Origin of the sequence: Streptomyces sp. NPDC026673, assembly GCF_040638135.1 — a bacterium.
Taxonomy (GTDB): Bacteria; Actinomycetota; Actinomycetes; order Streptomycetales; family Streptomycetaceae; genus Actinacidiphila.
The window spans coordinates 21,842-42,677 of the sequence record NZ_JBEZXR010000074.1 but is presented as its reverse complement, the minus strand read 5'-3'; the positions used below and the strand labels follow the sequence as shown (position 1 = coordinate 42,677).

The window sequence follows — 20,836 nt, the reverse complement described above, 5'->3', positions numbered from 1 at the left end:
CCAGCGGAGTAGGAACCATCGAGCCGCTCTACCTTTAAGAGCTCACGGCTTGGGTGATGTCAAGACTTCTCCGGCTCCCACCGCTGCCCATTAGGAACCCACCCGAAGCGACCCACACGCCTTGTGTGGGAGCAGGCGGGAATCCCGGGCATTGAGGCCCGGGAGGATGTCAAGACAGCTTCAACACCTTCATGATCGTGATGGTGGGCTTCTACTTCGGTGGCAAAACCGCGGAGAAGGTCGTCGAGAAGAAACACGCCGCCGGACCGGCCCCCACCGCGGCTCCGCCGCCGGAGACCACGGGGGACCACGGCGCCACCGTGACGTCGCTGCCCGCACCGGCGACGGCGGCGGACGGCGGTCCCGCCTGATGCGTAAATAGATGGCGTCCAAGGTCAACAAGGCGCTGCCGCCATCGATTTACAAGATCACTGGGTGTCGCCGTCAGGCGACCGGATTACTGACCCGCACGTCCGCCGGGTGCGGATCCCGGCGTTCCCGGAGGCCGCCCCCTGCCCGTTCCGTGCGCTCGGGTGCTCCCTGCCCGGGACGGGGCCCGCCGCCCGGCCCGTCCGCGTCCGGCCCGCGCCGGGCCTCACCGACGTGACCCCGGCGGAGCCGCCGCCGGCGCCCGTGCCATGATCAACTCCTTGTGCCCACCCCGGCCCCAAGGAGGCGCCCCCATGTCCGAGCAGTACCTCGACGCCATGCCCGAGGACTGGCAGCGGGCGCTCGCCGTCGTCGCCCACCCCGACGACCTCGAGTACGGCGCCGCCGCGGCCATCGCCCGCTGGACCGAGGCGGGCCGCGAGATCCGCTATCTGCTGGTGACCCGCGGTGAGGCCGGCATCGACGGCATACGCCCGAAGGACGCGGCGCGGATACGCGAGGCCGAGCAGCGCGCCAGCGCGGCGGTGGTGGGCGTGGAGACCGTCGAGTTCCTCGACCACCGGGACGGCGTCATAGAGGAGGGCCCGGCGCTGCGCCGCGAGATCGCCGCCGCGATCCGACGGCACCGTCCCGAGCTGCTGATCACCCTGAACCACCACGACACCTGGGGCGGCACGGTCTGGAACACCCCGGACCACCGGGCCGTCGGCCGTGCCGTCCTGGACGCCGCGGGTGACGCGGGCAACCGGTGGATCTTCCCCGAACTCGTCCGGGACGAGAGCCTGGAACCCTGGGGCGGGGTCCGCTGGGTGGCGGTCGCGGGATCTCCGCAGCCCACGCACGCGGTCGAGGTCGGCGACTTTGACGTCGAGCGGGCCGTCGCCTCCCTCGCGGAGCACCGGGCGTACATCCGGGCCCTCAGCGACCGGGAGCCGGAGGAGTACGCGCGCGACTTCCTCGGCCGGGCGATGGAGATCGCGTCGCGGCGCTTCGGGGACCGTCCGGCGGTCTCGTTCCAGCTCTACCCGCGCTAAGCCTGTCGTCACCGCCTGTCCAGCGAAGCTCCCCCGGCTTCGCTGGGAGGTGCCCCCAGGCACGGCACTCCTCCGGCCTTCGGCCCGGGGGAGTTGTCGCATCGCCCGCGTAGCCACTACGAGGACGACTCTCCGCTGGTGCGATGCGCCGCACCAGGGGCACCTCCCAGCGGTGGCTGCGGGAGCCAATGTGTCGGCCGAGTACATCCAGTTCCCGGGCCGGAGCGGCCGCGGCGAGCCCTCCCTACCCGGGGACGATCAGGTCGATGCCGTAGGCCGCCACGGCCAGACAGGCCGCGAAGCACAGGGCCGCCACAGCCAGGGCGGTCCTCTCGCGGGCGTCGCGCGGCGCTTTGGCGCGCGGCCCCTCGCCGCCGGCGCGCCCCCAGGCGGCGACACCCAGCGAGAACATCACGACGACCACGATCGTGATGCCGAGGCTGGCCCCGAACACGCCGCCGAGGTTGCCCCATTCGATGTCCATGCGGGATCCGCTCCTCACCGCCCGCCGGCCGACCGGCCGGCCGGCTCCGGCACACCGGTACGCGTGTCGTTGACGTTGTCGGCGTTCACCGGGCGGCGGCGCGACAGGACGTAGAAGGCCGAGGCGGCGGCGACCGCGACACCGGCCACCAGCGCCACCCCCACGTCGCCGTGGTCGGCGACCCAGGCCGCCACCCCGCCCACGGCCGCCGCCGCGGGCAGCGTCAGCACCCAGGACACGGCGATCCGCCCGGCGACCCCCCAGCGGACCTGGGCCAGCCTGCGCCCCAGCCCGGCGCCCAGGATGCTGCCGGTGCAGACCTGAGTGGTGGACAGGGCGAAGCCCAGATGCGAGGACGCGAGGATCACGGACGTCGCGCTCGTCTCGGCGGCGAAGCCCTGGGGCGCCTCGATGTCGGTCAGTCCCTTCCCCATCGTGCGGATGATCCGCCAGCCCCCCACGTAGGTGCCGAGCGCGATCGCCAGCCCGGCGCTCAGCACGACCCACCACGGCGGACCGGAACCGGGCGCCAGCAGCCCGCCGGAGATCAGCGTCAGGGTGATGACCCCCATCGTCTTCTGGGCGTCGTTGGTGCCGTGGGCGAGGGCCACGAGCGAGGCGGAGCCGATCTGACCGGCGCGGAAGCCCCGCTTCGCCCGGTTGCCCGCGGTCCGTCTGGTGATCACGTAGGCCAGGTAGGTCGCGAGCATCGCCACCACGCAGGCGACGACCGGTGAGGCGATGGCCGGGATCACGATCTTCTCCAGCACCTCGGCGGCGTTGACGGCCGACGTGCCCGCGCCCACCCAGACCGCTCCGATCAACCCGCCGAACAGCGCGTGCGAGGAGCTCGACGGCAGGCCGAGCAGCCAGGTGACGAGGTTCCACAGGATCGCCCCCACCAGCCCGGCGAAGATCATGACGGCGGACACCTTGGCGTCGTCGACGATGCCGTCGGAGATGGTCCGGGCCACCTCCGTGGACAGGAAGGCCCCCAGCAGGTTCAGCACCCCGGCCACCGCGACGGCCACCCGCGGCGTGAGCGCGCCCGTGGCGATCGACGTCGCCATGGAGTTGGCCGTGTCGTGGAAGCCGTTGGTGAAGTCGAAGGCGAGCGCCGTGACGATGACGATCACGAGGAGGAAGGAGACAGAGCCCACCGCGGACCTCCCACCCTGGTGCGGTGCAGTTCACCGGGCCCGTCGTGCCGATGTCGCGTCGGGATTCCAGGCTAGGCGACGTACCGGGGGCCCGCACGGCGCGGCCCGCCGGACGGCGGAGGCCGCCGGAAAATGCCTGGCGGCGGGCGGTCCGGGGTGGGCAGGATGCCCGCATCATGGAGAACACCGAGATGCCGTACCGCCGGATCAGGGCCGCGCACACCGACGACACCGTGACGGTCTATCAGGCGTACCGTCCGGAGATCGGTGATCACGCCGCGCTGCACGGCCGCTTCCCCGCGAGCTGGAGCCGCTCCCGGATGACGTGGATCAAACCGTCGTTCCTGTGGATGATGTACCGCAGCGGCTGGGGCCGGAAGGAGGGGCAGGAACGCGTGCTCGCCCTCGACATCGGCCGCGAGGGCTTCGAGTCGGCGCTGCGCCAAGCCTGCCTGTCGCACTTCGACCGCTCCGTCCACCCGGACCGCGAGACCTGGGCCGAGCAGGTGCGCGCCACGCAGGTGCGCGTCCAGTGGGACCCGGAGCGGGATCTGTCCCTTCGCCCGCTGCCGTACCGCTCGCTGCAGCTCGGGCTCACCGGACGGGCGACGCGCGACTACGCCGACCACTGGATCGTCCGGGTGCGGGACGTCACCGGGCTCGCGCACCAGGTCCACGACCTCGTGCGCTCCGGCGACCGCGAGGCCGCCGCCGCGCTGCTGCCGCCGGAGCGGCCCTACCCCCTCGACGCCGCGACGGCCGCCGTGATCGGCGCGACGCCGGAGCTCAGCGCCCGTCCAGCTCCGCGATGAGCCGCTTCGGGGCGACCACGCGGTAGCTCTCCTCGACCCAGTCGCAGAGCACCTCGGCGGCCGGCGCCTCCTCGGTGAGGGGCACGGAGACCCAGCCGGCCCTGCCGAGGCCGTAGCCGGAGGGCTCGGCGCCGGGGACGGAGAGCGCGTGCTCGTGCGCCTCGGGGTCCTTGAGCTTGACGTTGATGCCGGGCGGGTGGCTGCCGTCGCCGACGCCGAGGAAGACGAACACCTTCCCGGCGACCTTGACGACGCTCTCGCCCCAGGGGAACTCCTCGCCGGCGCCGGGCAGCGTCAGCGCGAAGGCGCGCACCTCCTCGCGGACGGCGAGCGGATCGTGGCCGGTGGTCACGGGGCCTCCCGGGTCGGGTGCGGACGGCGAGCGGCGGGCTCGCGCGGCTCCGATGGTAGGCCGGGGACGGCGCCGGTTCCGGGCAGCCGGGTCCCGCGGCGCGCGGCGCGCGGCGCGCCGCGGGACCGGGGTCGGGGGGTGGGACGGGAGCGTCAGGCCGGGGTCAGGAGCAGTACTGCGCCTCCTTGCCGATGGCGCGGTACATGCAGTCCGCGTTCTCCAGGAGCAGCAGCACCGCCTCGCGGTTGCGGCTGGTCTGGGCCGGGATCACCTCGTCGGGCGGGTAGAAGCCCGAGGAGCCGTTCGGGCCCGGGTACATCTCGAAGGTGTAGGCCCAGATGCCGTGGGTGCCCCACAGCCAGTCGTCGATCGACCCATCGGTGATGTAGAGGTCGCTGGCCTGCTCGGGGGTGTAGCCGTTGGTGGCCGCCATGGTGCGGCCGAAGGTGGCGAAGGTGTTGTACTGGTCGGCCGTCATGCCGGTCGTGGTGTTGGCGGTGGTGTAGCCGAAGGGCCAGAGGACGAGCTGGCTGTAGGTGTGGAAGTCGATGCCCGCGGTGATCTGCTGCCTGCCGCCGACGACCCGGCCGCGCACGAAGTCGGCGACGAGCCTGACCTCGGGGGCGGACTCGGGGGACGCGCCCCGGTAGGTCGCGCTGGACGTGGAGCCGGAGGAGCCGCCGCAGCAGCCCCAGCGGTAGTTCCAGTTGCGGTTGAGGTCGGTGCCCACCGAGGAGGAACCGGAGTTGGGCTGGCGGTTCTTGCGCCAGCTGCGGTAGGAGCCGGACGCGATGTCGTACTCGCCGCCGTCCGGGTTGAGGTCCGGGATGATCCAGATCTCGCGGGAGTCGACGATGTTCCTGATGCGGCTGTCGCCGGCGTAGCCGTCGCCGAACTGGTGCAGCAGGTAGAGCGCCATCTCGACGGTGAGGTGCTCGCGGGCGTGCTGGTGGTGGGTGAAGAGCACCTCGGGCTCGGCCTCGTCGGTGCCGACGTTGTCGCTGATCTTGACGGCGACGATGGCGCGACCGCCGTAGGAGGTGCCGATGACCTGCTGCCTCATGATGTTCGGGTGCGCCGAGACCAGGGTGTTGATCTCCGCGGTCATCTCGGCGTAGTTGTGGTAGCCCGCGTCGGAGGCCGGGAAGTCCAGCACCGAGACGTCCCCGTCGGGGCCGAGGGTGCCCTCGCTCGCCGCGGACGGGCCGGGGAGCGCGGTGAGGCGGTAGCCCGCGGAGCGCAGCGCGGCCGCCTGTGCGGAGTTCGCGGTGACCACGGTGGAGTGGCTGCGGGCCGCGTCGATGGACACGCCGCGGGCGGCGAGCGCGGTGCGGGCGGCGACCGTGCCGGTGCCCGCCACCTCGTACTGCCGGACGATCTCGTCGGCCGCGGCCGTGAGGGGGCGGCCGCCGGCGGTGGACGGTGACGCGTCGGCCTGCACGGCGAGCGAGGCGGCCAGGGCGCAGGCGAGCAGCGCGGCGGTGACCGTCGCCCGTCTGCCGGTTCGGGGGATGCGCATGATCGTCCTCTCCTGGGTGTGGGGGTGGCACAGGAGTTCGGCCTCGATCGTGCGGTCATGGCATGGCCGCGTCAATGCGTTGTGTGCGCTTCGGCGGTGAACGCCCGGATTCCTCCGGTGGATTGGCCGATGGGCGGTCCGGAAGCGCTGTGGGGTGGTCCGGATCCCTGACGGGTGCGGCGGGTATGACGGGTCCGACGGGTCCGACGGGTACGATCGGCCCGATGCCCGGACGTAGCGCAGAGGCAGGCGCGCCGTCTTGCTCAGACGCATCACGCCGGTTCGAATCCGGCCGTCCGGGCAGTTCGGGGGCATGGGCCCGTAGGGCAGAGGCAGACCCGCCGCCCTCTCAAGGCGGATACGCCGGTTCGAATCCGGCCGGGCCCCCGATAGGATCATCGCAATGCCCGGATGTAGCGCAGAGGCAGGCGCCCCTCCCTTCAAGGAGGGATCACGCCGGTTCGAATCCGGCCGTCCGGGCAGCCGGGGGAGCACGGGTCCGTAGCGCAGAGGCAGGCGCGCCGCCTTCGCAGGGCCGGACACGCCGGTTCGAATCCGGCCGGACCCACCGGGCAGTGCCGGACGTCGGGCAGGGGCAGTGGGGGACACGGGCGACATCACGGAGGCGGAACTCGCGGCCTTCGACACGGTGGTGGGCAAACTGCGCGCGCTGCCCGTGGACGATCCGGTACGGCTGAGGGCCGAGCAGGTCGCCGCGAGCTTCGCCCGCGACGGACGGCTGCGGCGCAGGAAGACCCGGCGCGACGGCCGGGCCGTGGCGGACGCCGAGGTGGTGGCGGCCACCGCGACCGGCGCGCGGGAACGCCGTGAGGACGCGCCCCTCGACGACGCGGCGGAGGGCGGCAGCGCGGGGGAGTTCACCCGGCCGCGCCGGTGCTACGTCTGCAAGTCCCCCTACCGGCGCGCGGACGCGTTCTACCACCTGCTCTGCCCCGACTGCGCCGCGGACAACACCGCCCGCCGGCGGGCCCGCACCGACCTCACCGGGCGCCGTGTGCTGCTGACCGGCGGCCGTGTCAAGATCGGTTTCCAGCTGGCCCTGATGATGCTGCGCGACGGGGCCGAACTCCTGGTCACCAGCCGCTTCCCGCGGGACACCCTGCGCCGCTTCACCGAGGCGCCCGGAAGCGCCCGATGGCTCCACCGGCTCACCGTCGTCGCCGTCGACCTGCGCGACCCGCGCCAGGTCCTCGGCCTGTGCGAACAGCTCCGCGAGGCCGGTGAGCCGCTCGACATCATCGTCAACAACGCGGCCCAGACCGTCCGCAGGCCGCCCGAGTCCTACGCGGCCCTCACCGCGGGGGAGCGCGCGCCGCTGCCCGCCGGACCGCGGCCCGGGGCCCTGCTCGCCGCCCCCGGCTTCGGCACCGTCCGCGGGCTGCCGTCCGCCCCGGGGCCGACGGCGGAACTCCTGCTGGCCGGGACGGACGAGGCCGGACTACTGCCCGACACTGCACCGGAGAACTCCTGGTCGGCGGAGCTCGGCGGGCTCGACCCCGCCGAGGTCCTGGAGACCCAGCTGGTCAACTCCCTCGCCCCCGCCCTGCTCTGCGACCGGCTGCTGCCGCTGCTGCTCGCCTCGCCGCGACCGCGCCGCTACATCGTCAACGTCACCGCCGTCGAGGGCCGGTTCGCCGTCCGCAACAAGACCGCCGGCCATCCGCACACCAACATGGCCAAGGCCGCCCTCAACATGCTCACCCGCACCAGCGGCCCCGCGCTCGCCGCGCAGGGCGTCCACATGTGCAGCGTCGACACCGGCTGGATCACCGACGAGAACCCGCTGCCGAAGAAGAACCGGCTCGCCGGCCGGGGTTTCCGCACGCCGCTCGACATCGTCGACGGGGCCGCCCGCGTCTACGACCCGATCGTGCGCGGTGAGGCCGGGCACCCGGTCTCCGGTGTCTTCCTCAAGGACTACAGGGAAGCGGAGTGGTGACATGACGGACGGGCAACCGGGCCACGCGGGCGTCCCCGAGGTCACCCCCCGCCCGCACGCCGACCTGGTACCGCTGCTGGGCTGGCTGCGCGGCGGCCAGGCCACCGCCGAACGCCGGGACTTCCCGGCCGGAACCGCCCTGCCCGACGGACGCCTCGACCTGTGCAAGCAGGAGCTCGGCCCGGCCGGGGCCGCCGCCGTCGCCGACGCCCTGCGCCAGGCGCCCGCGACCGGCGTCGTGCGGCATCTGCTGCTCGGCACCGACGGCCTCGGCGACGCGAGAGCCGCCGCCGTCGCCGAGCGCACCCCGGGCAGCGGAGTCGAGACCCTCTACCTCGGCTGCAACGGCATCACCGCGGGAGGTGCCTGCCGGATCGCCGACAACCTGCGCGCCTCGCCGCAGGCCGTCACCGGGGTGTGGCTCAAGCGCAACCCGCTGGGCGGCGGCGCGGGCGAGGCCGGCGCCGGCCTCGTCGAGGCGGCACGATCGCTGCGCACCCTGGACCTGGTGCAGACCGGGCTCGACCCGGCCGGCCTCGCCCAACTGGCCGACGCGCTGATCCTGGCGGCCCGGTCCGGACGCGCCATGGAGCGGCTGTTCGTCGGCGGCAACGCCCTCGGCCCGGCCGGGGCGGCCTCCCTGGCCGCGCTGCTCACGGCGGGCGCGGTCGCCGAGCTGTACGCGTCGGCGGCACGCCTCGGCGACGAGGGCGCGTACCTGCTCGCCGACGCCCTGGCCACAGCGCCGCACGGCCGGCTCGTACGGCTCTCCGTGGCCAGCAACGGCATCGGGCCGCGGGCCTGCGCGCGCCTGGTCGCCGCGGCGGCCGACGCGGGCGTGGAACTCCTGGATCTGGGGCGGGTCAAGGCGGCCGGGGCGCTCGGCGCCGCCGACAACCGCCTGGACGCCGACGCGGCCGGCGCGATGGCCATGGCGCTCGCCGCGGCACCGCACCGGCTGACCCATCTCGTCCTCAGCCACACCGGCATGCGCAGCCGGGAGGCGCACCGGTTGCTCGACGCCGCGCCCGGCGCCGCGACGCCCACCCGCTACGTCCTCGGCAAGGGCGTCGCGACCAGCATCCGGCAGCGGCTCGGCGCGCTGAGCGCGCACCTGCCGTCGCCGGAGGTGCCCGCCGCCATCGCGGCCGTACGCAGCGTCCACCGCACCCCCCGCTGATCAGCGGGGTATACGGGCGAAGGTCTCGATCCAGAAGCGCTGCACCGGCTCCGAGGCGCCCACGAGATACGTGGAGCGCAGCTTCGGCGGCAGCAGCGCCACCAGCCGGGCCACCGCCTTGCGATGCCGCTTGAGCTGGGACAACTCCGCGTTGGCGATGACCTGGTGGACGAGGTCGCTGTCGTTGTTCCCCTCCCCGGACTCCTCCCGCGCGCGTCGCAGCCGTGCCTCCCACGCGCTCACCTCGTGCGCCAGCTCACGCAGCCCCGTCACCTTGCGCTCGGCGAGACGGTCGACGAGCGCGGTCAGCGGCACCGGCGCGTACTCGCCGTCACCGAGGTAGACGGTCGCCATCTGCAGCGGCAGACCGCGCTGGTGGAGCTTGATCAGCCGCTCGATGGTGCGCTTGGTGATCCAGGCGCGGCCCTCCTCGTCGATGTCGTGCTTCCACCACTCCAGCACCGTCTCCGCGACCGCGCCGTACCGCGCTATCAGCCATTCGTTCGCCGGGATGTCCCCCGGCTCGACGGTGAGGGAGGCGGTGAAGCGGGTCGCCTGGGCGATGTTGTTCCGCGCCACCAGGAGCTTGCGGCCCAGATGGTACGGCGGGTTCTGCACGGCTATCTGCGCCCGCAGGTTCTCGATGGGACGGCCCGCCAGGGACCACTCCTGCGTGATCTCCATCAGCCTGGCGAACGCGGCCTTGTCCTTGGGGCGGTTGTACTCGTCCCAGACGATCGCCTTCGGCTCGCCGCCGGTGAACCTCACCGCCGGCAGATTGTCCAGCGAACCGTCCCGGCCCGGAATGGGCGCACACAGGTCCTCGACGTTCGTGACCGGGAGGGAGAAGTACAGCGGATCACGGCCCAGGCCGTCGCGCAGGGTCTCCCGGACCAGCTCGGTCTTGCCGCAGCCCGGCGGCCCCTGCAGCAGCACCGTCCACCGGTTGCGCAAGGCCGCCCGCACCACGGAGCGCACCGGATCCGGAACGGTCGCCGGGTTGGGCACACCGAGCTCCGCGGCGATCCGGTCCAGGATCTCCGACGTCCGGTTCACCCCCGGGGAGCCGTCCGGCCGGGGCTCCGCCAGCCGAAGCCGCTCACCGTTGACGAGCGGCAGCCCCCAGCGCAGCGGGAAACCCTCCCGGGCGTTGGCGAGGATGTGGTCGAGGGTGCGCGGCGAGAGCAGCTCCCGCACCGCCGGGCCGAGTGACGCCCACAGGGCGAAGACCCCGCTCAGATCCCAGTCCCGGTATGCCGCGGCCAGCTTCAGGCGCCACGACGTGTCGTTGGCGGTCACCCGCACGGTGACCATGCGGTCCAGGATCGCCAGGTCGCCGCGCCGGGCCGCCGTCTCGGCCAGGGACTCGTTGTCGCTGAGGAACACCCCGACGCAGCCCAGTTCCCGAAGGTCGTACTCGCCGAGCGTCCAGTCGCAGGCGATCTGCATCAGCTGGGACTGGATCGTCTCGCCCGCCTGCAGCGAGTCGTCGATGAGCAGCACGAACGGGCGGCCCGGTTTCAGCTGGCTCATCAGCAGCTGACGCAGCACCAGCTCTCCCGTCCGCGGATCACGGACCGGCGCGTTCGCCAGCAGGTCGTCCGGGGTGAGGTTGGCCGCCGGGACGTAGACCAGCTCGGCGTCCCGATACGCCTCGGCGATGTGCGAGAAGAACGTCGAGGTCTTGCCGATGCCGTGCTCGCCGAAGACCTGCCCGGTCTGGCCCATGTCGATCATCGCGTCGATGAACGACTCCAGCCGGGACGCCCCCGTCCACCCCTCGGGTGCCCGCGGATACGTGGCGTTGGCCCGCCAGGGCCGGGGGCCGGCCGTGGCGGTCGCCGCGGTGGTGGTCATCTCGCTCCTGTCGTCACGCGGTGGCAGGCCATGGCCGGGGTGTGGGCGTCGGGCCAGTCGTCGCCGCCCCCTGTGATCAGCCATATCCACTTGTCGGGCTCGGCCGGGGTGATGTGCGGCGCATGGCCATCGGTCAGCACGATCACGGCGTCCGGCCGCTCCTCGAAATACCGTCCGCCCACCGCGGAACGGCCTTCCACGTAGTCGGCGACGACCTGGAAGCTCGTGCCCCCGCCGCCGTACACCCGCTCACCGGGGGCGAACGGCATCACCACGCCGTCGAAGGAGAGCCAGTGCGCCTCCACCCCGTCGATCAGCCCCACGAGTTCGGTCAGCCAGGCGACGACGGAATCCGGCATGGACCCCGAGGTGTCGTAGGCGATGACCAGTACCTTGTCGCGGACCGGGCCGCGGCGCGACAGCATCGGGTCGTGGCCGAGCGCCGCCAGCAGGGCACCGCGCTTCTTCGGGTAGACCAGCCGCTCGCCCTCGCGCAGCTTCGACGCGACCACGTCGACCAGCCACCGCTGCCACCAGTCAACCCGCCGGGTCCTGACCGTCCCGCCGCGCAGCGCGCCGGCACCGAGCTGCCCCCACAGCCGGGCCGTGCGTGCCGAGGCGTTCTCGGTCCGGCCCATGAGGTCCAGCAGCTCCCGCTCCGCTCCGGTGTGCCCGCGCCGGGCGGCCAGCAGCGAGTTCAGCAGCGCGGAGGAGACCATCGCGTCGATCGTCTCCTGGTCGGCGGGCACCCCGTCCCCCGTCAGATGCACGCAGTGCGAACGGGCGGGCACCGGCGGGTTCTTCATCCGCTTGAGCTCGGTGTGGACACCCATGTCGGTCTCGACGAACTCCGCGTACGGCAGCGGGACGAGCCCCTGCTCTCTCAGATCCCGTTCATACGCGGCGTGGACCTCGCGCGGATCGACCCCCGTCGGCCGCCCGTCCCGCAGCGGCAGTCCCTTGCGGCGCAGGCGGACCAGCGCGACATGGTTGATCGCCACCTCGGCCGCCGTCGCGAAGACCGGATCCTGCCGCAGCTCGGCCTCCGCGAACAGATGCCGGTGCACCACGTGCCGGGCCTCGTGGAAGAGGACGAACTTCACGCCCTCCAGGCCCACGTCCACGAAGAAATCGGGGTTGTAGAGCAGCAGCACCGAGCCGTCCCCCGAGGCGACCACGGCAGCGGTGTCCACGGCGGTCGTGGGAATCTGATGCGGGCACTTCGCGTACAGCCACGAGGCCACCGCCGAATCGGTCAGCCCGAAGTCGAGCAGCGCGGCCTCCTTCAGCCGTCGCGCCTCCGCCACGACGCCCGGATCCGCCGGACGCCACTGCTCCAGCGCCCGCCGGTCCGCGATGCCGACGACGGGCCGCCGTCCCGTCCGCTCGTCGAATCCCATGTCCGCCCCCCGCGTATCCGCCCGGAATCCTCCCGATCCCCTTGTGACTCAGTGTTACCAGAGCCCACCGACAACGGGCCATCGGATTCCCCGGCGGCCCCTCCCCGCCCGGCCGGCCCCCGCCCCGCCGGCCCCGGGCCTGCCGGTTCCTCATCGTCCGGCTCCCGCCCGGCGGGTCCCGCCCCGGCGCCGCCGGCTATCGCGCCGGCCGTCGTGATCAGTTCCGGATGCGTGCCCGAGAACGTCGGCAGCAACTGCGCCAGAACCGCCCACGCCTCCGTGTTGCCGCCCAGCTCCGCGCGTACGAGGGGACGCAGCGTCCCGGCCGCCTCGTCCGCCCGGCGGGCGAACGCCCATCGCCCCACCGCGAGGACGCGCAGGGCGTCGCGTGCCGGGCGGGTGGCCGTCGCGTACGTCGCGGGGCCGTCCACGACGCCCGCCACGCGGAGCCGGTGCGTGAACTTGCGGTGCGTGCCGAACTGCGCCCGCACCTCGGGAGGGCAGTCGGCGCGGGTCGCCAGCGCCCAGCGGGCGTAGCCGGGCAGCGGCTCCTCTCGGTCGGCCGCGGCGACCACCGCCCACTCCTCGCGCCCCACCATGAGCGCGGCGGTCCGCCCCGCGCCCATCGTCGTCACGGCACGCAGCGCGGCCGTCAGCTCGTCCGGCCCCGAGACCCGGGGCAGCTCCGGTGGACTGAGGCGCGACAGATCCCTGTCGACCCTCACACGACGCGTGCGATCCGGCCCGTACGGAACCCCGGTGAGGATGTCGTGCCGTACACGGTCGTCGATGAGCCCGTGCCGGTAGACCAGGGCGTTGATGCGGGGATCGTCCTCCTGCAGCATCCACCACAGCACCGACGAGGGGAGCTGATGCCAGCGCAGTCCCCACACCAGATGCTCCGGCCGCTCCGCGGCCCTCGCCGGGCCGTCCGCCGGGAGTCCCGTCCGGCGCCGTGCCCGCTCGGCCTGCTCCGGCTCCACCAGCCCCAGCAGAAAGCCCAGTTCGGCGGCCGACGCCGCCTCGTTCGCCATCGGGTGATCCTCTCACCCGCCGCCGGCACCGGGCGACTCAAAAACCGCGGCGCAGCACCCCGTCCAGGACCGCCGCCCACTCGCGCACGATGCCCGCGCGGCGCGCGCCGTCGTCGCTCAGCAGGTTCGCCAGCCCCAGCCCCCGCGCCATGTCGAGGGTGGCCTGCACGGTCTCCCGGACCCCGGTCACCGACTCGTCCGCGCCGAGCATCTCGACGGCCAGCCGGTGCGCCTCCCGGCCGATCCGGCCCTCCAGCGCGGTGACCCGGGGCCGCAGTTGCTCCTCGTTGGCCGCGGCCACCCACAGGTGCAGGGCCGCGCGGAAGATCGGCCCCGTGTAGAGGTCCACGATCATGCCGACCACGGCGTGCGTGCGCGGCACGCCCTCGCGGGGGAGGGCGTGCGCGTGGTCCCGCAGGGCGATCAGCCACTGCTCGGCGACGAACTCGATCGCGCCGGTGAACAGGTCCTCGCGGGTGGGGAAGTGGTGCTGCGCCGCGCCGCGCGACACCCCCGCCCGCTCCGCGACCACCGCCACCGTGCTGCCCGCCCAGCCGCGTTCGGCCAGGCAGGCGACGGCCGCCTCCAGCAGCCGCTGCCGGGTGGCGCGGCTGCGGTCCTGCTTGGGCGTACGCGTGGCGCTCACAGCGCCCACGGCGCCGCCCGCCGTTCGAGGAAGGCCCGCATGCCCTCGGCCGCCTCGGGCGATCCGAACAGCCGGGCCGACTGCTCGATCAGGGCCGCCGCGTCCCGGTCGAGGACGCGCAGCACGGAGGCCGTGGTCAGCGCCTTGGACTCGGCGAGCCCCTGCGGCGACCCGGCGCGCAGCCCGGTGAGGATGCCCTCCAGCGCCTCCTCCGGGGCGGCGACCAGGCCGGTGCGGACGGCCTCCGCGGTGTCGAAGACCTCACCCGTCAGGTAGTGGCGGGCGGCGGCGCGGGCGTCCATGCGCGGCAGCACCGTCAGCGAGATCACGGCGGGAGCGAGGCCGAGCCGCGCCTCGGTGAAGGCGAAGCTCGCCCCCGGCCCCGCCACCGGGATGTCACAGGCCGCCAGCAGCCCGAGCCCGCCGGCGCGCACATGGCCCGTCACATGCGCCACGACCGGCTTGGGCAGTTCCACGATCGCCCGCAGCAGCGCCACGAGCCGCCGCGGCCCCTCCGCCGACGTCGCCTCCTTCAGGTCCGCGCCCGCGCAGAAGGTGCCGCCGGTGTGCGTGAGCAGCACCGCCCGCGTGGCAGGGTCCTTGCCGGCGTGGGCCAGCGCGTCGGACAGCTCGTCGACCATGCGTGCGGAGAGCGCGTTGCGGTTGTGCGGGGAGTCCAGCGTGAGCGTGGTGATCCCCCGGTCGTGCGCGCTCCGCACGAAGGGCGCCGCGGCGTCGTCGGTCATCGGGTGGTTCCCCTTTCGCGGGCGCGCAGTTCGCGCCGCAGGATCTTGCCGCTGGCGGCCCTCGGTATCGCGTCGGTGAACTCGACCCGCCGCACCTTCTTGTACGGGGCGACCTGTCCGGCCACGTGCGCGATCACATCGTCCGGGGTGAGGGCCGAGCCCTGCTGCGGTACGACGTACGCCTTGGGGATCTCGTTGCCGTCCTCGTCCACCACGCCGATCACGGCCGCGTCGGCCACCCGGGGGTCGGTGAGCAGCACGGCCTCCAGCTCCGCGGGCGGCACCTGGTACCCCTTGTACTTGATCAGCTCCTTGACGCGGTCGACGACATGGAGCCAGCCGTCCGCGTCCACCCGGCCCACGTCGCCGGTGCGCAGCCAGCCGTCCTCGTCGATCATCGCGGAGGTCTCCTCGGGCCGCCCGAGATACCCCTTCATGACCTGCGGCCCGCGGATGTGGATCTCCCCGGTGCCGTCGCCGTCGGTCTCCCCGTCGAGCGGCACGATGCGCATCTGCGTACTCGGCAGGAGCTTGCCGACCGCGCCGGGAGGCGCGTCGCGCGAGTCCAGCGGCACCACATGGGTGCCCGGCGACAGCTCCGTCATCCCGTACGCCTGCAGGATCGGCGGCAGCCCCAGCCGCTTCGAGCACGCCTGGGCCAGCTCCGCGTCGAGCGGGGCCGCCGAGCACAGCACGTACTCCAGGGAGCTCAGGTCGTGCGCGGCGACCGCCGGGTGCTTGGCGAGTGCCAGCACGATCGGCGGAGCCACGAACAGGCCCTGCACCCGGTGCGTCTCCACCGCCTTCAGGAATTGCTCCAGGTCGAAGCGCGGCAGCACCACGACCGTGGCGCCCTTGCGCAGCGGGGCGTTCATGAGCGCGGTGAGCCCGTAGATGTGGAAGAAGGGGAGCACGGCCAGGATCCGGTGGCCCGGGCCCATCGACAGCGTCGGGTCCAGCTGGGCCAGGTTGGTGGCGATGTTGCGGTGGGTCAGCATCACGCCCTTGGGCACACCGGTGGTGCCCGAGGAGTACGGCAGCGCGGCCACATCCTCGCCCGGGTCGAAGACGATCTTCGGCTCGGGGGCGGTGGAGCCCAGGAGGTCGAGGACCGAGCGGTGGCCCTCGGCGCTGTCGCAGACGAGGATCTCCCGCACTCCGCCCGCCTGTTCGGCGGCCTTGCGGGCGGTCTCCAGCAGGGGTGAGACGGTGACGATCCACGAGGCGCCGCTGTCGCGCAGCTGCCGTGCGAACTCCTCGGCGGTGGCGAGCGGATGGACCGTGGTGACGGCCGCCCCGGCGCGCGTGGCGCCGTAGAAGACCGCCGGATAGGCGATGGTGTTGGGGCTGTGCAGGGCCAGGACGTCACCCTTGCGCAGGCCCGACTCCGCCAGCGCCGCCGCGATGCGGCGGGTGAAGGAGTCGAGCTGCGCGTAGGTGAGGGTCGTGCCCTCCACCCCGTCGACGAGCGCGGGCCGGTCGCCGAACTCGGCGGCGTGGCCCAGTACGGCCTCGTGGATCGGCTGGTCGATGGCGGGGACCTCGGGGTACTCGCTGTGGAACACGGCCGGCTGTGCCATGGCCGTTCCCCCCTCCTCGGTAGGACGTGCTCAGTAGGACTTGGGCAGACCCAGCGTGTGGTGCGAGACGTAGTTGAGAATCATCTCCCGGCTGACCGGCGCGATGCGACCCACGCGCGAGGCCGTCAGGAGGGAGGCCAGACCGTACTCGGCCGTCAGCCCGTTGCCGCCAAGGGTGTGCACCGCCTGGTCGACGGCCTTCGCGCCCGCCTCGGCCGCCGCGTACTTCGCCATGTTGGCGGCCTCGCCGGCCGCCATGTCGTCCCCCGCGTCGTACAGGAACGCGGCCTTCTGCATCATCAGCCGGGCCAGTTCCAGCTCGATGTGGGCCTGCGCCAGCGGGTGGGCGATGGCCTGGTGCGAGCCGATGGGGGCCTTCCACACCTGCCGGGTGCGGGCGTAGTCCACGGCGGCGTCCAGCGCGAAGCGGCCCATGCCGATCGAGAAGGCGGCCGTCATGACGCGTTCAGGGTTGAGGCCGGCGAACAGCTGGAGCAGCCCCGCGTCCTCGTCGCCGACGAGGGCATCGGCGGGCAGCCGCACGTCGTCCAGATAGAGGTGGAACTGCTTCTCGGGCGCCGACAGTTCCATGTCGATCGGCCGGAACTCGAAGCCCGGCGTCTCGCGTGGCACGACGAACAGGCACGGCTTCAGCTTGCCGGTGCGGGCGTCCTCGGTGCGGCCCACGATGAGCGTCGCGTCGGCGATGTCGACGCCGGAGACGAAGACCTTGCGGCCCGTGAGCAGCCAGTCCGAGCCGTCCCGGCGGGCCGTGGTGGTCAGCCGGTGCGAGTTGGAACCGGCGTCGGGCTCGGTGATGCCGAACGCCATCCGGACCGAGCCGTCCGCGAGCCCGGGCAGCCACCGGCGCTTCTGCTCCTCGGTGCCGAAGCGGGCGATGACCGTGCCGCAGATCGCCGGGGAGACGATGAGCAGCAGCAACGGGCAGCCGGCGGCGCCCAGTTCCTCCAGCACGATGGAGAGTTCGGCCAGACCGCCGCCCCCGCCGCCGTGCTCCTCCGGCAGGTTGACCCCGAGGTAGCCGAGCGCGCCGGCCTCCTGCCACAGCTTGTCGGTGTGCCTGCCCTCGCGTACGGCGTCGAGGAAGTAGGACCGCCCGTAGCGGCGGCCCAGGTCGGAGACGGCCTTGCGCAGCGCGCGCCGCTCCTCGCTCTCCAGCAGGACGTTGTCGAAGGTGCCGGTCGGTCCGTGCACAGCGGGCGTACCGCTCATGGGGACTCCTCTTCCTGAACGACGGCGAGTACGGCACCGACGTCGACCTGGCGGCCGACCTCGGCGTGCAGCGCGGTGAGCACACCGTCCGCCGGGGCGGCGACGCGGTGTTCCATCTTCATGGCCTCGAGCCACAGCAGCGGCTGCCCGGCCGCCACCTTGTCGCCGACGGCGACGTCGGCGACGCGCACCACCGTGCCCGGCATCGGGGCCAGCAGCGAGCCGGGCGCGAGCTGGGTCTCCGGGTCGGGGAAGCGGGGGAGCGCGGTGAAGCGGTGGGCGCCCAACGGTCCGTCTACGCACACCTCGTCCCCGTAGACCGCCACGTCGAAGGCGCGGCGCACCCCGGCGACCTCCAGCACCACGCGGTCCGGCCCGTGCGCCGGCAGGCGTACGTCCGGGTGGCCCTCGGCGACGAGGCCGTTCCGGCCGAGGCGGTAGCGGACCTGGTACTCCGTACCACCCGGTTCGGCGCGGTAGGTCTTGGACTGCGGCGCCGAGGGCACGTTGCGCCAGCCGCCCAGCGGGTGGCGGCCGGAGGCGTCGGCGAGTGCGGCGGCCAGCGCCGCCAGTCGTACCCCGTCCTCGTCCACCGCGGGCGCCGGGCCGAGCCGGTCGAGGAAGGCCGTGGACAGCCGCCCCGCGGCGAAGTCGGAGTCGCGCAGCACCCGTACGAGCAGGTCGCGGTTGGTCACCAGGCCGTGCACGCGGGCCCGCTCCAGGGCGCGCGCGAGCAGCCGCAGCGCCTGCGGGCGGGTGGGGGCGTGGGCGACGACCTTGGCGAGCATCGCGTCGTAGTGCACGCCGATCCGGTCCCCGTCGCCGAAGCCCGCGTCCACCCGCAGCCCCGGCGCCCGCGGCACCTGGAAGCGGTGCAGGACGCCGGTCTGGGGCTGCCAGTCGCGGCCAGGGTCCTCCGCGTACAGCCGGGCCTCGACCGCGTGCCCGGAGGGCGCCGGGGGAGCGGCCGGGATCCGGCCGCCCTCGGCGACGTCGAGTTGCAGTGCGACGAGGTCCACGCCGAAGACGCACTCGGTCACCGGGTGCTCCACCTGGAGCCGGGTGTTCATCTCCAGGAAGTACGGCCGGCCGTCCGCCGACACCAGGAACTCCACCGTCCCCGCGCCGACGTAGCCGATGGCCCGTGCCGCCGCCTCCGCCGCCTCGTGCAGCGTCCGGCGCAGTTCGCCGGTGATGCCGGGGGCCGGGGTCTCCTCGATCACCTTCTGGTGGCGGCGCTGCACGGAGCAGTCGCGCTCGCCGAGCGTCCACACGGTGCCGTGCGTGTCCGCCAGTACCTGTACCTCGATGTGCCGGCCGTCCTCGACGTACGGCTCCAGGAACACCTCGCCGTCACCGAAGGCGGACAGCGCCTCGGCGCGTGCGGCGGCCAGTTCCTGCTCCAGGTCGGCCGCCTCGCGGACGACGCGCATGCCGCGTCCGCCGCCGCCCGCCGCCGCCTTGACCAGCAGGGGCAGGTCGTCCGGCCCGGCCTCCAGCACCGGGACACCGGCCTCGGCCATCAGGCGCTTGGCGCGGGTCTTGGAGCCCATGGCCTCGATGGCCTCGGGCGCGGGCCCGATCCAGGTCAGCCCGGCCGCGATGACGGCCCGGGCGAACTCGGCGTTCTCCGACAGGAATCCGTAGCCGGGGTGGACGGCGTCCGCGCCCGCGGCGAGGGCGGCCTTCACGATGAGGTCGCCGCGCAGATAGGTGTCGGCGGGCGCGTCGCCCGGCAGCCGCACGGCGGCGTCCGCCTCCCGTACGTGGGGGGCGGTCGCGTCCGCGTCCGAGTGGACGGCGACCGTGGCGATGCCCAGGTCGCGGCAGGTGCGGAAGACACGGCGGGCGATCTCGCCGCGGTTGGCCACCAGCACTGATGCGATCACGGTCACGTGCTCCTCACATCCGGAAGACGCCGAAGCCGCCGCGGGCGCCCTCGACCGGTGCGCTGTGGATCGCCGACAGGCACACGCCGAGCACCGTGCGGGTGTCGCGCGGGTCGATCACCCCGTCGTCGTACAGCCGCCCCGACAGGAACATCGGCAGGGACTCGGACTCGATCTGCTGCTCCACCATCGCCCGCAGCCCGGCGTCGGCCTCCTCGTCGAAGGGCAGGCCCCGCGCGGCCGCCGACTGCCGCGCCACGATGGACAGCACGCCCGCGAGCTGCGCCGGGCCCATGACGGCCGACTTGGCGCTCGGCCAGGCGAACAGGAAGCGCGGGTCGTACGCCCGGCCGCACATGCCGTAGTGTCCGGCGCCGTAACTCGCGCCCATCAGGACCGAGATGTGCGGCACCCGTGAGTTGGACACCGCGTTGATCATCATGGCGCCGTGCTTGATGATGCCGCCCTGCTCGTACTCCCGGCCCACCATGTACCCGGTGGTGTTATGCAGGAACAGCAGTGGGATGTCGCGCTGGTTGGCGAGCTGGATGAACTGCGCGGCCTTCTGGGACTCGGCGCTGAACAGCACGCCCTGCGCGTTGGCGAGGATCCCGACGGGATAGCCGTGCACCCGGGCCCAGCCGGTCGCCAGGCTCGGCCCGTACAGCGGCTTGAACTCGTCGAACTCCGAGCCGTCCACGACCCGGGCGACGACCTCCCGCGGGTCGAAGGGGGTCTTGAGGTCGGCCGGGACGATGTCCAGCAGTTCGTCCTCGTCGTACCGCGGCGGGTCGTAGGCGGCGGCCGGGGCCGGGCCCTGCTTGCGCCAGTTGAGCCGGGCCACCACCCGGCGGGCGGTGCGCAGTGCGTCGGGTTCGTCCAGTGCGAAGTAGTCCGCGAGCCCGGAGACGCGGGCGTGCATGTCGGCCCCGCCCAGGGACTCGTCGTCGCTCTCCTCACCGGTGGCCATCTTCACCAGCGGCGGCCCGCCGAGGAACACCTTGGAGCGCTCCTTGACCATGATCACGTGGTCGGACATGCCGGGGACGTACGCGCCGCCGGCCGTCGAGTTGCCGAACACGACGGCGACGGTGGGGATGCCGGCCGCCGACAGCCGGGTCAGGTCGCGGAAGAGCGCGCCGCCCGGAATGAAGATCTCCTTCTGGCTGGGCAGGTCCGCGCCGCCCGACTCCACGAGGTTGACCAGCGGGAGCCGGTTGGCGAGGGCGATCTCGTTGGCCCGCAGGGCCTTCTTCAGCGTCCACGGGTTGCTCGCCCCGCCGCGCACCGTGGGGTCGTTGGCGGTGATCACGCACTCGGTGCCCTCGATCACCCCGATCCCGGTCACCAGCGACGCGCCCACCGGGTAGTCACTGCCCCAGGCCGCGAGCGGCGACAGCTCCAGGAACGGGCTGTCCTGGTCCAGCAGCAGCTCCACCCGCTCCCGGGCGGTCAGTTTCCCCCGCGACCGGTGCCGGTCCACGTACTTGGGGCCGCCGCCCCCGAGCGCCTTCTCGTGCTCGGCCTCCAGCTCCGCCAGGCGCTCGAGCATCGTCGTAC

General features: G+C 73.3%; 18 protein-coding genes and 3 tRNA genes. 8 read left to right on the top strand and 13 right to left on the bottom strand.

The genetic code is table 11. From position 1 onward, the window contains the following. Window positions 1-191: 191 nt before the first annotated feature. Together AB0F62_RS34330 and AB0F62_RS34325 are read left to right on the top strand one after the other, a co-directional pair. A complete protein-coding gene (locus AB0F62_RS34330; protein WP_361808583.1) occupies window positions 192-371 on the top strand; it encodes a hypothetical protein in 180 nt (59 codons plus the stop codon). 312 nt (window positions 372-683) lie between these two features. Then, the gene (locus AB0F62_RS34325; RefSeq protein WP_361808580.1) at window positions 684-1,424 is read left to right on the top strand and encodes a PIG-L deacetylase family protein; all 741 of its coding nucleotides are present in this window, start codon (window positions 684-686) and stop codon (window positions 1,422-1,424) included. Window positions 1,425-1,668: 244 nt separating this feature from the next. Here AB0F62_RS34325 and AB0F62_RS34320 read toward each other — a convergent pair whose 3' ends face one another. After that, complete coding sequence (locus AB0F62_RS34320) at window positions 1,669-1,908, bottom strand: hypothetical protein (protein WP_361808577.1); 240 nt, start codon at window positions 1,906-1,908, stop codon at window positions 1,669-1,671. 14 nt (window positions 1,909-1,922) lie between these two features. Further along, the gene (locus AB0F62_RS34315) at window positions 1,923-3,068 is read right to left on the bottom strand and encodes an inorganic phosphate transporter (protein ID WP_361808574.1); all 1,146 of its coding nucleotides are present in this window, start codon (window positions 3,066-3,068) and stop codon (window positions 1,923-1,925) included. Window positions 3,069-3,244: 176 nt separating this feature from the next. Between AB0F62_RS34315 and AB0F62_RS34310 the strand changes: the two genes are divergently transcribed. Next, window positions 3,245-3,880, top strand: a complete 636-nt coding sequence (locus tag AB0F62_RS34310) for a DUF4291 domain-containing protein (protein ID WP_361808571.1) — start codon at window positions 3,245-3,247, stop codon at window positions 3,878-3,880. Here AB0F62_RS34310 and AB0F62_RS34305 read toward each other — a convergent pair. Next, window positions 3,855-4,232: an MmcQ/YjbR family DNA-binding protein gene (locus AB0F62_RS34305; protein WP_361808568.1), complete on the bottom strand. Its 378-nt coding sequence runs from the start codon at window positions 4,230-4,232 to the stop codon at window positions 3,855-3,857. The two genes, AB0F62_RS34310 and AB0F62_RS34305, sit on opposite strands and share 26 nt — an antisense overlap. Window positions 4,233-4,395: 163 nt before the next feature. After that, window positions 4,396-5,751, bottom strand: coding sequence for a M14 family metallopeptidase (locus AB0F62_RS34300; protein ID WP_361808565.1), 1,356 nt, complete (start codon window positions 5,749-5,751; stop codon window positions 4,396-4,398). Between the two features lie 228 nt (window positions 5,752-5,979). Here AB0F62_RS34300 and AB0F62_RS34295 point away from each other — a divergent pair. From AB0F62_RS34295 to AB0F62_RS34275, 5 genes are all read left to right on the top strand, one after another. Continuing rightward, window positions 5,980-6,052: transfer RNA gene (locus AB0F62_RS34295), tRNA-Ser, on the top strand. A 14-nt stretch (window positions 6,053-6,066) separates the two neighbouring features. Further along, a tRNA-Glu gene (locus tag AB0F62_RS34290) sits at window positions 6,067-6,138 on the top strand. Between the two features lie 108 nt (window positions 6,139-6,246). Beyond that, window positions 6,247-6,319 (top strand) — tRNA-Ala (locus AB0F62_RS34285). Between the two features lie 30 nt (window positions 6,320-6,349). After that, window positions 6,350-7,711 carry an SDR family NAD(P)-dependent oxidoreductase gene (locus tag AB0F62_RS34280; protein ID WP_361808562.1) on the top strand — a complete coding sequence of 454 codons (1,362 nt, stop codon included), beginning with the start codon at window positions 6,350-6,352 and terminating at the stop codon, window positions 7,709-7,711. 1 nt (window position 7,712) lies between these two features. Next, window positions 7,713-8,891, top strand: a complete 1,179-nt coding sequence (locus tag AB0F62_RS34275; protein WP_361808559.1) for a ribonuclease inhibitor — start codon at window positions 7,713-7,715, stop codon at window positions 8,889-8,891. Here AB0F62_RS34275 and AB0F62_RS34270 read toward each other — a convergent pair whose 3' ends face one another. The 9 genes from AB0F62_RS34270 to AB0F62_RS34230 are packed head-to-tail and all read right to left on the bottom strand — an operon-like array spanning window position 8,892 to window position 20,828. Then, a complete protein-coding gene (locus tag AB0F62_RS34270) occupies window positions 8,892-10,748 on the bottom strand; it encodes an AAA family ATPase (RefSeq protein WP_361808556.1) in 1,857 nt (618 codons plus the stop codon). Then, the gene (locus AB0F62_RS34265; protein WP_361808553.1) at window positions 10,745-12,148 is read right to left on the bottom strand and encodes a hypothetical protein; all 1,404 of its coding nucleotides are present in this window, start codon (window positions 12,146-12,148) and stop codon (window positions 10,745-10,747) included. The genes AB0F62_RS34270 and AB0F62_RS34265 overlap by 4 nt, the downstream gene beginning before the upstream one ends. Next, the gene (locus AB0F62_RS34260; RefSeq protein ID WP_361808551.1) at window positions 12,034-13,182 is read right to left on the bottom strand and encodes a hypothetical protein; all 1,149 of its coding nucleotides are present in this window, start codon (window positions 13,180-13,182) and stop codon (window positions 12,034-12,036) included. Before AB0F62_RS34260 ends, AB0F62_RS34265 begins: the two co-directional genes overlap by 115 nt. 37 nt (window positions 13,183-13,219) lie before the next feature. Next, window positions 13,220-13,837, bottom strand: a complete 618-nt coding sequence (locus AB0F62_RS34255) for a TetR/AcrR family transcriptional regulator (protein WP_361808548.1) — start codon at window positions 13,835-13,837, stop codon at window positions 13,220-13,222. Continuing rightward, entirely contained in the window at window positions 13,825-14,574 is a 750-nt protein-coding gene (locus AB0F62_RS34250; protein WP_361808545.1) for an enoyl-CoA hydratase family protein, read from the bottom strand. Before AB0F62_RS34250 ends, AB0F62_RS34255 begins: the two co-directional genes overlap by 13 nt. Continuing rightward, complete coding sequence (locus tag AB0F62_RS34245; RefSeq protein ID WP_361808542.1) at window positions 14,571-16,154, bottom strand: 4-coumarate--CoA ligase family protein; 1,584 nt, start codon at window positions 16,152-16,154, stop codon at window positions 14,571-14,573. The genes AB0F62_RS34250 and AB0F62_RS34245 overlap by 4 nt, the downstream gene beginning before the upstream one ends. Before the next feature lie 30 nt (window positions 16,155-16,184). Next, complete coding sequence (locus AB0F62_RS34240) at window positions 16,185-17,387, bottom strand: acyl-CoA dehydrogenase family protein (RefSeq protein ID WP_361808539.1); 1,203 nt, start codon at window positions 17,385-17,387, stop codon at window positions 16,185-16,187. Further along, window positions 17,384-19,276, bottom strand: a complete 1,893-nt coding sequence (locus AB0F62_RS34235) for a biotin carboxylase N-terminal domain-containing protein (RefSeq protein ID WP_361808536.1) — start codon at window positions 19,274-19,276, stop codon at window positions 17,384-17,386. Before AB0F62_RS34235 ends, AB0F62_RS34240 begins: the two co-directional genes overlap by 4 nt. A gap of 13 nt (window positions 19,277-19,289) precedes the next feature. Further along, the gene (locus AB0F62_RS34230; protein WP_361808601.1) at window positions 19,290-20,828 is read right to left on the bottom strand and encodes a carboxyl transferase domain-containing protein; all 1,539 of its coding nucleotides are present in this window, start codon (window positions 20,826-20,828) and stop codon (window positions 19,290-19,292) included. Between the last annotated feature and the right edge of the window lie 8 nt (window positions 20,829-20,836).